Source organism: Vibrio sp. D401a (genome assembly GCF_030248515.1).
GTDB lineage: Bacteria > Pseudomonadota > Gammaproteobacteria > Enterobacterales > Vibrionaceae > Vibrio > Vibrio rotiferianus.
In genome coordinates this window covers 28,196-41,593 of record NZ_JAHGAI010000049.1, presented here as the reverse complement: position 1 = coordinate 41,593, position 13,398 = coordinate 28,196, and the positions used below count along the sequence as shown (strand labels likewise).

The window sequence follows — 13,398 nt, the reverse complement described above, 5'->3', positions numbered from 1 at the left end:
TACTACCTCAGTGCGTACAGCATCACTTCTAGGTCGCCAACACGTGTATCGACGTGCAGCGCAAGTGCATCGCGGTTTTCAATCATTTCTAACCAATTGCGGTCTGACGTATCCACTTCAAAATACGCTGTGCCTTGCATCGGCTTTAGTTCGCTTGGTGCAACAGGAAGCGGCGTAAGTTGCACGCCAGAAAGGGCATTACGCACGATCTCGACAATCTTGTTATTGCTGCTGAGTTTCGCTGCCGCAGGGAACAATTCGTTAAGCTCGGTGCTGCTGATGTTGGAGCGGACACTGAGAACGAATCGGCGATCTGACAGGTTGTGACCATCTTTTACCAATGTACGCAGCAAGCGGCGTCGTTCAAACAACGAAGTGTCGAAGGCAAACTCAATCACCGAGTCTTGTTGAACCAGCGTGAGCATATTACGCAGATTTGAAAAAAGCGGATTAAAGCAATCGTACAGACGATGGAAATCCAACGGTTGGCATGGTTCTGGAATTGCGGGTGTGGATGCCATGACTTGCGCTTCAAACTTGCGTAGCTCCAAATAAAGCTGATGGGTTTGAAACTTTGGATTCGACAAAGACAAATCAAACCACGGAAGCCAAGTGTTGAGTGTTTGCAGCCACAGGTAATCTTGCATCATCGACTGTGGGCTCTTTTGTCCTTGTCCGGCTTGAATACGTTTGAGCAAGCTGGTGGCGCGATTGGAGGTGAGGGCATGAATCTCTTTCAAACGTTCAACCAATAGCTGTGATGCACCGTAATGCAAACATGCAGGAATAAAGGAGCGGTCTAACATCACTTCGCCCGTTTCGCTGCATTCCAATACTTTGGCGAAAGGAATCAGGGTAAAGCCCGAAGTGTCTTCGCCTTCGAGTTTTATCGCTATATTGAGCTGTGCGACGTCCACCTCAACGCTAGCGTTTTCAGAGGTTGAAGTATCAAACACATTGATGGTGCGTGTGAGATAGCGGCTTTGTTCCGATTCATCATTGGCGTAATCATTATTGCCTTGCAGAGAGACGGGCAGTGCTAAGTAAGCCATTTTCTCAATCGTACCGTGCGGCACATCTCTGGCGACTTCGCGTTTCAGTTCGAAATGCGTGCCATCTGGGAACAAACCCGCGCTAGAAGAGACGGAAAGCTTGCCAATTTTAAGTAGATCGTGATTGATCACCAAGTCGGTCACACCATAGTAAGGGGCATAACCAGCAAGCGTTTCGACGTTTTGTCTGACGTAGTTTTGTGTGTATCTGTCTTGTTGTTGAAAGTGTTGTGGGGCAATGAACATGCCTTCTTGCCAAACGACTTTTTTGTATGCGTCCACGAGATTTCCCTATCTACTGAATCGAGTTAAAAGACATCCCACCAAGGCGAATCTGGTGTCACGGTTTGCAATGCTGCTTTGTTACCGCTGATCTTTAACTGGATATATTGTTCTTCTTCCTGAGGCGTGGTTGTCACTACCGTCGCCGTGCTTGCATCATATTCGGCAAATTCCACCAATACGCCGATGTATTGAGTGGTCTTGTTGATGTCTAAGGTTTGTTTGCTATTGCTCCCTGGCATCACCACGGGCAGAACTTGTTTCGACACCAAGTTTGCGCCTAATAGGCTCACGTCATCGTTATACAAATCGATAAACGGCAATTGCTTAAACTGCTGGGCATCGGTCAGTTGATACAAGCGCACTACCACAGGGTTGGTACTGTTGTTAACGCTTGGGTTAATCGTCTTTTCTGCGCTTACCACCAATTGATATTGCGTGACAATCGGTGTTGGGTCAGATGAACACCCCACCAAAGCGAAAGTGAGTAAACTAAGCCAAATCTTCATTAGCTTTCCTCGCTTTGCTTTTGCATATTTTCCATAAACATCGCTTTGAACTGGCGACGAAAATCACCGTTGTCCTGTCGATGTTGGAAGTGTTTGCGATAGATTTTCCAGTACTTCTTGTCTTTGTTACTGAACAGTCCGCCAGACACAAATTCGCTAAATTGATTCTCTAGTTGGTTTGGAGCGAATTCATTGAGGAACTGATCGAGTGTTTTGTCCAACGCATCAAACAAAGCATCATGTGCAAGCGGTGGGTTGCGAAGGTATTGCTGATTCTTCTCGGTAATCGTAATCAGCTTTTCGATGGAGGCTTCCAGCTCTGATGATGGATGATGATCGCCCGGTAGATACTCAATCTCCGTGGAACGCTCCATTGCTTGCTGCTGTTTCGACACTTCATCCACTTCAAAGTGGTCCGCCAGTTCGTTATCGTCGATGTCTTCAAACGGGTCAGAGGAGAAGGGGTCATCGCTCATTACATTTTGGTGAGAGTAATGAACTTCCGATTTCACGGGTTCGACGATATCTCCTTCATCGAGAAAATCGACATTGTCTTCCAGTTGCAGGTCGAACTTGGTCGCAAAGAGGTCGTCGGATTGCTCTTCGACAGGCGCTTTGCTCGACGTGAGTGTTGATACCAACATCGAATAGCTTTCGATCTTTAAAATGTCGCCATCGTTGAGTGGGTAATCTTTGTCTCTCACCATGGCTTTATCGTTGAGGCGAGCCGGGTTCTTGCCGGTACTCTTCACCAAATAACCTGTTTCAGTGAGACGAATTTGTCCGTGAATACGCGAGATGCGCTTTGATTGATCGGGCAATGCCACTTCACAAGAAGCAGAACGCCCAAACTGCCCTCCAGACTCGGGCAGATAGATGACTCTTGAAGTCACCACCTCTTCAGAGGGTACAGAAATCAAATGTATGCTGATCGCCACTTGTTATCCCTCGCATTTAGCCAACGCTGTGTTGAAAGCGGTTAAGAAACCAGAATATTTGTCCAAAAAGCGGTTAGAGAAATACACGCCCATTGGCTTGGTTTCGAATACTTGAGAATAGAAGTAATCGCTTGGAAGAGAGGCTTGGCTTATTTCAGTGTGGAACACTCTTTCATCTTCCAGTGCGACGTCAATTTCTCTTTGTTTTAAAAGCCTTAGTAAAACCTTAGCATCTCGTGGCTGCTTAACGACGTTGTATCCATTACGTTTCAGCCAAAACCATGTGCTTGAGCCAAATTCTGCCGAGAACTTAAGGTTCAACTTTGACAAATCATCAAGCTTAGGCTCTACACCGGGACCAAAATACCAACGCAATTTTTGCTCAGTAATAGGAGCTGACAACGTTGCATAGCTGTCGTGTTCTCTGGTTTTCGGCGAGACGAAAAAGCCATGCTGTTGACCACTGTGCACGTGGAGTTGTGCGTCAGACCATTCCGTCATGGTCAGTTGGTAAGGTTGTCCCATTTCGCCCAGCGCGCATTTGACGCGATTAAGCGCAAACCCATCCATGTTTTGATTCTGGTGAGTTTGGTACGGTGCCCATTTGTGGGTCGCAAGCAGCAACCGGTCAGGACCAATCCAAACTTGCGCCCAAGCTTCAAACGAGAATAGGGCACCAAGCAAAATAAACAGCGATGAAACCAGCTTGGTTATTTTGCGGAAAAAGCTCACCCCACAGCTGACCGCCGCCTCTTGAACAAGTATCGAGGTGGTGACGAGGTGGGGTGAATGTACGCTTCTAAACATCATGATTCGTTACTACTGAATATCCAGTTCAAAGCCCTGTTGCGTCGACGCTGCGGTCACCGTCACTTGGCTAATCGGTTGTTGTGCGCTCAGACGCGCGATGCATTCTTCTGCCAACTTCGGCATCAAAGAGCGGTTAATGATTTGCTCAACCGCGCGACCACCTGTCGTAGGGTCGGTGTTTTTGCTGACAACCAAATCCACAAAACCTGCATCCCACGTAAAGCTCGCTTGATACTGTTCTGCCAGTTTTTTGCGAATGCGGTTTAGCGCGATTTCGGTGATCTTCGCCAACTCATCATCATTGAGTGGGTAATAAGGCACGATGGTAGTACGCCCTAAGAATGCAGGTTTGAAGTAACGTTGTAGATCGGGACGAATGGCTTCGAGTAGTTCATCGTTGCTGATGCGTTCGGCGTTTTCATCACACACATCGCAAATCGCTTGGTCAGCGGCGTTAGAAGTCATGATGATTAAGGTGTTTTTGAAATCTACCGTGCGACCTTCGCTGTCTTTGATGTGTCCTTTATCGAAGATTTGATAGAAGAGGTCATGAACGCCCGGATGCGCTTTTTCCATCTCATCCAAAAGCAAGACAGAATAAGGATTGCGGCGAATCGCCTCGGTTAACACGCCACCTTCACCAAAGCCAACATAGCCGGCAGGCGAGCCAAGTAACATTGAGATTTTGTGTTCTTCTTTAAACTCGGTCATGTTGATAACCGTGAGATCGTTGCTGCCTCCGTAAAGCTGTTCAGCGAGTGCCATGGCGGTTTCCGTTTTACCGACACCACTTGGACCACACATCAAGAACACGCCGATTGGCTTGCGATTATCAGTTAAGCCAGCGCGCGAGATTCGAATCGCTTTTGCCAGTTCTTGTTTCGCCACGTTTTGACCGATAACGCGTTTATCCAGTTCTGATTCTAGTGACAATAGGCGAGCGATTTCGTCACTCATCATGTTGCCGACGGGAATGCCTGTCCAACCGGAAATGACTTGAGCAATGGTCGCATCATCCACCATCGCATTAACTAACGGTTCTTCACCTTGAAGCTCGTGCAATTGGTCGAGAAGGGTATTCAACTGGCTTTGCTGAGTTTCGTCTGGCGTTTCACTTTCTGTGATGCTTTGTTGAAGCGCTTTAATCTCATCAACCAATGTAATCTCTTGCTCCCAACGTGTTTGGTAGTCCGCTAATTGAGATTGGTTGGTGGTGATTTCTTGCTTCAATTCGGCAATTTCTTCTGCGCCTGTGCCGAACAAATCAAATTCTTTCTCTAAAGCAGACTGTTCGTTTTGTTGATAACGAATGGTTTGCTCTAACGCTTCGATCACTTCTGGTTTTGCACCTTGAGTTAATGCAATACGCGCACTAGCGGTATCGAGCAGGCTGATCGCTTTATCTGGCAATTGACGAGAGGGCAAGTAGCGAATGGATAGGTTGACCGCGGCATCAATGGCGGATTCTGTAATAAAAGCGCCGTGGTGCCTTTGCAATGAAGCCGCAATGCCACGCAGCATTTGTTTGGCATCTTCCTCATTTGGCTCTTCTACCGTGACGACTTGGAAACGGCGAGTCAAAGCAGGATCTTTCTCAAAGTACTTTTTGTACTCTGCCCATGTTGTTGCGGCAATGGTTTTGAACTCACCACGTGCAAGAGCGGGTTTCAATAGGTTGGCAGCATCGTTTTGTCCTGCTGCGCCACCAGCGCCGATCAGCGTATGTGCTTCGTCAATAAATACAATGATTGGCACATCGCTGTTTTTTACTTCATTGATGACGTCTTTCAGGCGATTTTCAAATTCGCCTTTTACGCTGGCACCTGCTTGTAACAAACCTAAATCAAGTGAATGGAGTTGAACGCCTTGCAACGCACTTGGTACTTCATCTGCTGCGATTCTCAGCGCTAAGCCTTCAACGACAGCGGTTTTACCAACGCCCGGCTCACCAACAAAAATAGGGTTGTTCTGGCGTTTACGACAAAGAATGTCGATGGCTTTTCTCACTTCAGAATTACGTCCAGAAATCGGGTCGATATTGCCTTCAATCGCTTGTTGAGTCAGGTTGATGGTGTACTTGCTTAATGCGTCGTTCGCGCTTGCTGTATTTGCGGCTGAATTTGCTTCACCTGTGCTTTGTTGTGTTGCTCGCTTAACCGGCGTTTTGTTGATTAAACCTTGCAGGGACTCGGTCGACACGTTCTGTAGAGATTCGAGATTGTTGCTCGATACGCCCATGACGTTCTGCTGCAACAGCGCTTGAACGAGATGCAGGCTGATGATTTCACCATGTTCATAGTTAACGGAGGCAATCATCCAAGCGTCTTTTAGAAGTTCAGTCAGTGCATGGCTGAGCGTTGGTTGACTTTCTTGTACTTTTGGTAAGCGCTCGATGCGATTTGCTAGTTCACTGGCAAGTTGATCTTGGTTGATCTTCTGACTTTCAATCAGCGTTTTTAAATGCGTGTCTTGCTGATTCAATAGCGTGAGCAGCCAATGTTCTGGTTCAATGGCAGCAACGCCTTGGTTCATAGCTGCACCCGCAGAAGCTTCCAATGCACGTTTTAATTCTGGCGATAACTTGGCGACTAAATTTGTCAGCGTTACTTGTGTCATAACCTTATCCTTGTCTTTTGCGCGATAACCTTCTTTGTCGTCGCGGTGTCTACCTAGCTACTTCAGAAGAATCCGAATCCGCTCTGTAGGTTTACGTTCGGGGGCGAGGCAATCCACTTCACCCAATTTCGCGGCTTGATCTGGTTGAGCAGACAGCCTTGGTTTTTCGAGATACGCACGCTTAACGTTGAGATAAATAGAAATCGGCGTGGCGTCTCGTAAATAATGTTGAATGAGCTGGCGCATGTGGCTCGCCAACTGAGTATCTCGATGAATTTGATGCAGCTCTTTGCGGTTGGCAGGCTGGATACTCACCACCAAATGTTGGTTGTAAGTCATGCACGTTTTGCCAATGAGGAAACCTTGTCCGATTCCGCTGTTGTAGTCGTCTTTCTGCCCCAAACGGGTAAGAGAACTTGCTGGTAACTGACGACGTTCATGGCTCTTAGTCGACACATCGATTTGGTAAGGGAAGTAGTCGTTAAGGATCTGCTCTAACGTTTCTAAGTTACGATGTCCTTGAGCGAACAACAGTGAATACTGGAACAGCGCGCCGTGTTCGTGTTTCAGGTTCGCCAGTTGTTTGAGTAAATCGGTTTTTTCTTTCGCCAGCTCTTTCTGAACCAAGAGGTGAGGAGCGAGTTCTAGCTGCGCGGCAAGTTCAAAATGGCGTTGATTGAATACGTCTAAAAAGTCCTTGAGTGCGTGATCGTCGTTATGCAGTGCAAACAACAATTCCTCATAGATGTAGTTTGGGATAACCCCTTGTGCGCCAGATAGTGCTTGCTGCGCAATACGAACCTTGGCGCTGTGGTCACTGAACGAAAAATATTGAATATCGTCGGCATCACCAAGGGGCATGGCTTCTGCTTTGAGCTCTAACTTCAGCTTGTGCCCAGACTGCTTTGCCATTTGCATCAGCAATCGCATTGCTTGAGCAAAGTCATACTCATGTGGGTTCGCTTTCAAATCGTTAATCAGTGACATCGACATCATCTATCTTCCACGCTACATCGAGCGCTGGCTCCCGTGGATTTTTGGATAACGCCTCGCAATACTATCTTTGCCATAAAGACGAATTGTGAGCTGAATGTAGCGATCAAAACTACAGAATTGTTGGAAGAAGCGATTCAACACATCGGTGAAAGTCAGATAGTTACCAGACGTATCGAGAGTGATTTCAATCTCTGTGCCCGGAGAGAAGACGTTCTTGCCTAGAATACGCATCGATGAAACTTGCGAGCGCACTTTAACTGACTGAATCATCTGAATTTCATCGCTTACTAACTGATTGCGGCTACACAATTGCAGCATTTGCTTAAGCTGTTGAGTAGGATCTTCTGAGTGCAGCAGAGATGAGAAGTTACTGTTCAGTAGCCCGATAAATTGCCAGTGCATATTGGCGTCAGATTCACGTTCTATCGGAGCTGAAGGCGGGTAGAGCGAATGAAAATCGCCGGGTAAATCGATCGGCTCTAAACATGTCATCTCACCGTTGATGGTGCATGCTTGTTTGCCATTGGTACAAAGAAGGCGAGTGCCATAAAGTTTGTTGAATTCGAGCTCTTGGTTAGCGTTCAGGCTGATCGCCAATCGCAGTTCACCTGTGGAATCTTTTCGGCTTTGCCAGTAATCACAATGTGGGTCGCTTTGGTAACTGTCTTTAAACAGTGGTGTCAGCAGTTTTTGACCGCTCGACGTAATCTCAAACACATCCAAAATGTCGACCACTTGAATTTCATTATCGGTATGCGCATCGGCATTAACGGGAATGGTCAGGCTACGTTGGTCATAGCTGGTTGGTTCGCCCGTTTGCTCGAAGAGGTTCACCGCAGGCACCACATTGAGCTTAAACACTTGGTTGTCGAAAAGACGGATAAACTCCATCGGTAAAGAGTGCATGAAAAGGTTTAATACCACATTGGAGCAATCATGTTGCTGACAGGCTTCACCAAAGCCTTTAAGACGGAAGAACTGACGTTTCTCTTTGAAGAAGAAAAATTCATTCATCAAATGGTAGCCAGAAAATTGATTGCCTTTTTGTGGCAGAAACTGAAACTGCTTATCGCTGATTCGGCTCTTGAGCTGATTGGCAGCCAAGACAGCGTGATTCTCACCATTGATGTCGGAAATCGATATTGCACGCGCTTCACTGAGCAGCAGTTCAACCAAGGAGTCCGCATTGTTCTCGAAACCTTGAACGAAGAAGTCGAGATCTTCTAACGCTAATTGACTGAAGTGCACATCATTATCACCAGTAGACAGAGTGAGCTGAATAACGGCGGTAGTTTGTTCACTGCCTTGTGGGCGATTGAAGTCAAAGGGCGCGCTGCTTGCTTTGGTGTCAATCAGTGCAAATGGTGTCGTTTTGAGTTCATCCGTTGTGGTGAATAAACATGTTTTGCCTTGTGACTCGGAAGAAAAGCGTGTGCCTTTGGGAAGCGTCGTGCTGTCTGTGGAAGGGGCATCTGTGCTCATTTCTAGATACGCCACACTTGGTACCGTTTGAATGTAACTTGGGTAGAGTACGCCAAGTAGTCCTTCGACAACTTCAGGGACTTGCTCAGATAGACGTTTTTCAACGTTGGCATTCAGAAGTGCCACACCATCCAGTAAGCGAGCCAAACTTGGGTCTTCGATTTGTCCCTGATGAATATTGAGACGTTGTGCGTGTTCTGGATGTTCAGAACCAAATTGACCGAGGGCTCGGCGGACAAAAGTCAGCTCTTGCTCGTAATAACGCAGTAGAGGATCACTCATACAAATCCTCCTTCATATCGGTGGTCATGTCGCTTAATGAAATCTTGGAATCAAAAATCAGCTCTTTTTCGCCCTGTGCCGTTTTGGCTTTGGCGACAATATTGAACGCGATGGTGTTTTCTCCCGCTTTACGTTCAACAAGTTCAACCATGACTTGGCTAAGACGAGGCTCGAAATGTCGAATGTAGTTTTCTAGTTTGAGGGCTAATTGCTGGTGGTCGAGACTGGCACTCAATAGGTGCACATCCTCGATGCCAAAACGGTAGTTAGAGCGCTGCACTTCGGTTAACCGATCGTCAATGCTCATCAGTGACGCTTCCGAATCGAACAGACGAGTCAGGTGATATTTGATGTCCTCGATATCATCTCGACGAGTGGTAGGGGCAGTTTGCACAAAGGTACGCCAAAAGCTCATTACGCCACCTCATCCAATTCTGTTGTCAGCACCACTTCGCCACTGAAATGGTCGTATTGATACTGTGGGACGATACGCAAGGTACAGACGAAATTGCCCGGATGATGGTCGGAGTCGCACACGCTGATCTTTGCAAAACTCAATGGGTATTTTGATAAGGTTTCTTCGTTGGCGTACGCCACGTTACTAGAGAATTTTTCAACCCAATGGGAGAGGAACAACTCACACTCAGCCGCTGTTTTGAAGCTACCGATCATTTCGCGTACTTGTACTTTGAGATAATGTGCAATTCGGCAAGACATCAACGAGGTTTGGATTTGAGTGAGGACTTTCTCGTTATCAGACTCGCTGTTGTGCCAAATCGAATTGTTACCATTGAAGTAAAACTTATCGCTCAAAGGGCTCTTAGTAAGAGGGATAAAACCACTTCGACTGTAGAAGGTCGACAGTTGCCCAAACAAGGTCACTTTGGTTTGTGGTTGAATCAGAAAATGGCTATCGCTTTGGCTTTGATTGACCACGGCACCTTGGTTGTTGTCGTTCCAACGAGATTTCAAGAAGCCAAACCAACTCACCCGTTGATGCTCTCGCATAATGGTGGATACAAACGCAAAGCCCGCATTGCCCCAAAGCCCGTTTTGCTTCTCGTTGTAGATGAATCCCACTTTGGCGTTTTGATAGCGTGTACGCATACACATTTCTGGCATCACTAAACCAACAAAACGCGCAGAGGGCTTACTGCGTAAGGCCTGCCACGATTGGTAATCAGGGCTCGCAAGGATCTTCTCGATTCGGTTGATGTCAGAAAGCCAGTCTGCGCCTGATTCGACAAAGAAATCACGATTAGGAGCAAACAGCATTGGGCATAACGTGGCTTCACCCAAGCGGCTTAACAGTTCGACGGTGAACAAATCATCGTAGTCGGATTCGAAATCCATATCTGCCGCGACAGGCTGTGTGAACAACAAGCAACCAAATGGATGTCCGCCCAAGGTATTTAACTCTTGGTTGCCAATCTTGTTGTACAACTCAGACGTTTTGGTGCTGTAGGCTTGATTGACATCGGAAGACACTTCTTCCCAACTCATATTGAGAAGCTTGAGTTGAGTGCGTTGGTAATTAACGGGCAGGGTGGCTAAGCCTTGAAGCCCTAGCCAATTGGTTTGTAGCGCCTCAAATTCTGGATGATGCAGTAATTCATCCATCTGTTTCGAGAGTTTATTGTCAATCTCTGCAATCAAGCGCGAAACATGTGTGATAAGCGCATCGGGATTGTCTAGCGCGGAGCGAGACACTTGAGACAGTAAAGAGAGCGCCTCTTGTAAAAAGTCGCTGTCTTTATCGTCTAGCTGTGTAAATTGGGTCTGCCAACCTGAGTGATAAATCTTACTCATACTATCCTTGTGACCTAAATCGAATTGGCTTGGTCGAAGCATCCTACTTCGACCAAGCTTTATCATGCTTAACCTGGGATCTTCGCTACCATGCGAACCGACGTAGTCAGCTCTTCAAGTTGTAGCCAAGGTCTTAGGTGAGCAACGGCTGAATACGCGCCCGGTTTACCCGGTTGTTCAACCACTTCAATGCGAGACTCCGCCAATGGTGTTTTCGCTCGTTGATCATTACCAATTGCACCTGCGTTGGTGTATTGATCGATCCACAGTTGAAGTTCACGTTGAATGTCTGGCGCTTCTAGGTTTGAACCTAGCTTGTCGCGGCCCATGACTTTCAAGTAGTGAGCGATGCGACCACTTGCCATGATGTAAGGAAGACGCGCGGAAATTGCTGCGTTTGCTGTTGCATCTGGATCTGTGTAGGTCTTCGGTTGCTGTGTTGTTTGACCACCGATGAACACGCCGTAGTTTGAGTTCTTGTAGTGAACCAGTGGCAAGAAGCCTAGGTCACTTAACTCTTTCTCGCGTTCGTCGGTTAGGTTCACTTCTGTTGGACATTGCTGAACCAAGTCGCCAGCTTCGGTCTTGTACGTAAGGTTTGGTAGGTTTTCTACTTTACCGCCGTTATCCAGACCGCGAATCGCTGTACACCAACCGTACGCAGTGAACGCTTGCGTCATTTTCAGACCTAACTCGTAAGCGGCATTAGACCAAACCAACTCATCATTGCTTGATGGGTTCGGGTTGCCATCTTGGTCAGTGTTTAATTCTTCGTAGCTAAACAGCTTGGTGCCAAGACCTTTCTCACCGTAAGGAAGGCGAGCTAGTGTGCGCGGTAGTGTTAGAGTTACGTAACGCGCGTCGTCACTTTCACGGAACGAGTTCCATGCAGCATAAGCCGGAGAATCAAAACCAGCCGCGACAGGTTTGCCTTCTTCGAAGGTAGTGAAGTCATTGAACTCAAACATTTCAGCGTTTGCTGCGGCAATGAACGGAGCGTGACACGCAGCGGCTACTTCACCCATGTAACGAAGTAGGGCGACGTCTTCATCTTTTGCACTGAACTCGTAATCACCGATGAAGGTACCGTATGGTTCACCACCTGCTGTGCCGTATTCGCCTTGGTATACCGCGTTAAACAGTGGGCTACGGTCGATGGCTGGTGCATCTTCAAATTGATCAAGCAGTTCGTCTTTGGTGTAGTCGACCATTTTGATTTTTAGTGAGCGTCCTAAGTCGCTCTCTTTAACCAGTTTTTGCAGACCACGCCATGAACCTTCTAGCTTTTGGAAGTCATTTTCTTGCATGACTTTCGATAGCTGTTTAGAAAGCTTTTTGTCGATCTCTACGATGGCGTTTTCAATCGTTTTAGTGACGTTCTTGTCCCATGTTACTGTGCCGCTTAGCGCTTGCTCTGCCAACACTGAGAACAGTTCTTTTGTTGTGTCCGCTGGCGTTTGCGTGGTCGCTTCGATTGCACGATCCAGAAAGCTCAGCGAAGCTTCAGCCGCTTCTGCTTGTGGTTGGTTTTCAACTTCCGTCGTCATTATTCTGCTCCTTCTTTCTGGATGCCTAGCTCATCGGAAAGGGCGTTGATAGTGTCTGCACTTTGCAGCACTTCCTTGAGTAGCTTCTCTAGATCACGAGAACGGTCCGCTTTTGAAAGCAGTACTTTGAGTTGGTTACGAGTCTCAACAAGCTTCTTGAGCGGTTCAACTTGCTCAACGATGGCTTCAGGCTCGAAATCTTTCATTGATGAGAATTTCAGACTCGCTTCGATTTGGCTATCGTCATCAACCAAAACGTTGTCCACTTTGAGTGATAGCTCAGGGCCGACACGTTTCATAACAGTATCGAAGTTGTCTTTGTCGACGTTATAGAAAGTACGATCTTCCACGTCTTCTTTGTCTTGCTTGTGACCGGAGTAATCACCGACAACTCCCACCACAAAAGGGAGTTCTTTGGTTTCTACTGCGCCATTCGTCTCGACATCGTAAGTAATACTTACACGGTTTTTGCTAACTCGCTTGTGTTGGGAGTTCAGTGCCATAATGGTATCTCCTTATTCCATTAAGAAGCTGTCGAAGTAACTTTCGCTGTCGTCGCGTCAAAGCCCACTTCAGGACCTTTCTCGATTTTGCCGCCTTCGCCTTCGATGTAGTACGCTTTCGAAATCTCGGTGTATGTCAGGCTGAATGATTCATTTGGCAGGTGACCATCCGACGCGCCCATGTTGTAGCTCGACATACGTGCTGCGCTCAGTGTCAGGATTAGGTATGGATCTGCACCAGAACCTTCACGGTTTGGCTTAGTCATCACGATTTCGATGGTTTTGCCTTCACCACCTGGCGCGTAAAGGAAAGTCGTTAAGTACGGTGTCGCACCATCACAGCCACGAGAGATGTTCACTTCACCTAGCGCGACCATGCCTTGGTCTGCGTTGTTCGCATTACCGACGTCGATGCCAACGCCACGAACGGCACTCCAGTTCACTGTATCAATAGCAAAAAATCCATCCTTGCCACCGATCTTTTCTACCGTTGCAGCACCTTTTGGTGTGGTGCCATCAATTCTCATGTAAATAGAAGCCATTTGGTTCTCCTTTGCTTTTTAGCATTTTTT

At 47.2% G+C, this 13,398-nt stretch carries 12 protein-coding genes; all 12 read right to left on the bottom strand.

Annotated features, from left to right (window positions below; translation table 11 throughout):
• Positions 1-2: 2 nt before the first annotated feature.
• On the bottom strand, positions 3-1,334 hold the full coding sequence (gene tssK, locus KIV41_RS20935; RefSeq protein ID WP_009704391.1) for a type VI secretion system baseplate subunit TssK: 1,332 nt from the start codon (positions 1,332-1,334) through the stop codon (positions 3-5).
• Between the two features lie 26 nt (positions 1,335-1,360).
• Positions 1,361-1,843, bottom strand: a complete 483-nt coding sequence (tssJ, locus tag KIV41_RS20930; protein WP_285337610.1) for a type VI secretion system lipoprotein TssJ — start codon at positions 1,841-1,843, stop codon at positions 1,361-1,363.
• Positions 1,843-2,781, bottom strand: a complete 939-nt coding sequence (locus tag KIV41_RS20925; protein WP_285337609.1) for a type VI secretion system-associated FHA domain protein — start codon at positions 2,779-2,781, stop codon at positions 1,843-1,845. The genes tssJ and KIV41_RS20925 overlap by 1 nt, the downstream gene beginning before the upstream one ends.
• A gap of 3 nt (positions 2,782-2,784) precedes the next feature.
• The gene (locus KIV41_RS20920; RefSeq protein ID WP_041060152.1) at positions 2,785-3,588 is read right to left on the bottom strand and encodes an ABC transporter substrate-binding protein; all 804 of its coding nucleotides are present in this window, start codon (positions 3,586-3,588) and stop codon (positions 2,785-2,787) included.
• A 12-nt stretch (positions 3,589-3,600) separates the two neighbouring features.
• Positions 3,601-6,207, bottom strand: a complete 2,607-nt coding sequence (tssH, locus tag KIV41_RS20915; protein WP_285337608.1) for a type VI secretion system ATPase TssH — start codon at positions 6,205-6,207, stop codon at positions 3,601-3,603.
• A 57-nt stretch (positions 6,208-6,264) separates the two neighbouring features.
• On the bottom strand, positions 6,265-7,203 hold the full coding sequence (locus KIV41_RS20910) for a type VI secretion system baseplate subunit TssG (RefSeq protein ID WP_285337607.1): 939 nt from the start codon (positions 7,201-7,203) through the stop codon (positions 6,265-6,267).
• Positions 7,204-7,215: 12 nt separating this feature from the next.
• A complete protein-coding gene (gene tssF, locus KIV41_RS20905; RefSeq protein WP_285337606.1) occupies positions 7,216-8,967 on the bottom strand; it encodes a type VI secretion system baseplate subunit TssF in 1,752 nt (583 codons plus the stop codon).
• Complete coding sequence (gene tssE / locus KIV41_RS20900) at positions 8,960-9,382, bottom strand: type VI secretion system baseplate subunit TssE (protein WP_005451929.1); 423 nt, start codon at positions 9,380-9,382, stop codon at positions 8,960-8,962. The genes tssF and tssE overlap by 8 nt, the downstream gene beginning before the upstream one ends.
• A complete protein-coding gene (locus KIV41_RS20895) occupies positions 9,382-10,776 on the bottom strand; it encodes a type VI secretion system contractile sheath domain-containing protein (RefSeq protein WP_285337605.1) in 1,395 nt (464 codons plus the stop codon). Before KIV41_RS20895 ends, tssE begins: the two co-directional genes overlap by 1 nt.
• Before the next feature lie 68 nt (positions 10,777-10,844).
• Complete coding sequence (gene tssC / locus KIV41_RS20890) at positions 10,845-12,323, bottom strand: type VI secretion system contractile sheath large subunit (protein WP_005426542.1); 1,479 nt, start codon at positions 12,321-12,323, stop codon at positions 10,845-10,847.
• Positions 12,323-12,826 carry a type VI secretion system contractile sheath small subunit gene (gene tssB, locus KIV41_RS20885; protein WP_005443648.1) on the bottom strand — a complete coding sequence of 168 codons (504 nt, stop codon included), beginning with the start codon at positions 12,824-12,826 and terminating at the stop codon, positions 12,323-12,325. Before tssB ends, tssC begins: the two co-directional genes overlap by 1 nt.
• 20 nt (positions 12,827-12,846) lie before the next feature.
• Positions 12,847-13,368: a type VI secretion system tube protein Hcp gene (locus KIV41_RS20880; RefSeq protein WP_005426582.1), complete on the bottom strand. Its 522-nt coding sequence runs from the start codon at positions 13,366-13,368 to the stop codon at positions 12,847-12,849.
• Positions 13,369-13,398 lie beyond the last annotated feature (30 nt).

What these genes read in the sequence shown, in the direction of transcription:
- tssJ (WP_285337610.1), bottom strand. Translation starts at nt 1,843, where the DNA reads ATGAAGATTTGGCTTAGTTTACTCACTTTCGCTTTGGTGGGGTGTTCA.
- KIV41_RS20920 (WP_041060152.1), bottom strand. Translation starts at nt 3,588, where the DNA reads ATGTTTAGAAGCGTACATTCACCCCACCTCGTCACCACCTCGATACTT.
- tssH (WP_285337608.1), bottom strand. Translation starts at nt 6,207, where the DNA reads ATGACACAAGTAACGCTGACAAATTTAGTCGCCAAGTTATCGCCAGAA.
- KIV41_RS20910 (WP_285337607.1), bottom strand. Translation starts at nt 7,203, where the DNA reads ATGATGTCGATGTCACTGATTAACGATTTGAAAGCGAACCCACATGAG.
- tssF (WP_285337606.1), bottom strand. Translation starts at nt 8,967, where the DNA reads ATGAGTGATCCTCTACTGCGTTATTACGAGCAAGAGCTGACTTTTGTC.
- tssE (WP_005451929.1), bottom strand. Translation starts at nt 9,382, where the DNA reads ATGAGCTTTTGGCGTACCTTTGTGCAAACTGCCCCTACCACTCGTCGA.
- KIV41_RS20895 (WP_285337605.1), bottom strand. Translation starts at nt 10,776, where the DNA reads ATGAGTAAGATTTATCACTCAGGTTGGCAGACCCAATTTACACAGCTA.
- tssC (WP_005426542.1), bottom strand. Translation starts at nt 12,323, where the DNA reads ATGACGACGGAAGTTGAAAACCAACCACAAGCAGAAGCGGCTGAAGCT.
- tssB (WP_005443648.1), bottom strand. Translation starts at nt 12,826, where the DNA reads ATGGCACTGAACTCCCAACACAAGCGAGTTAGCAAAAACCGTGTAAGT.
- KIV41_RS20880 (WP_005426582.1), bottom strand. Translation starts at nt 13,368, where the DNA reads ATGGCTTCTATTTACATGAGAATTGATGGCACCACACCAAAAGGTGCT.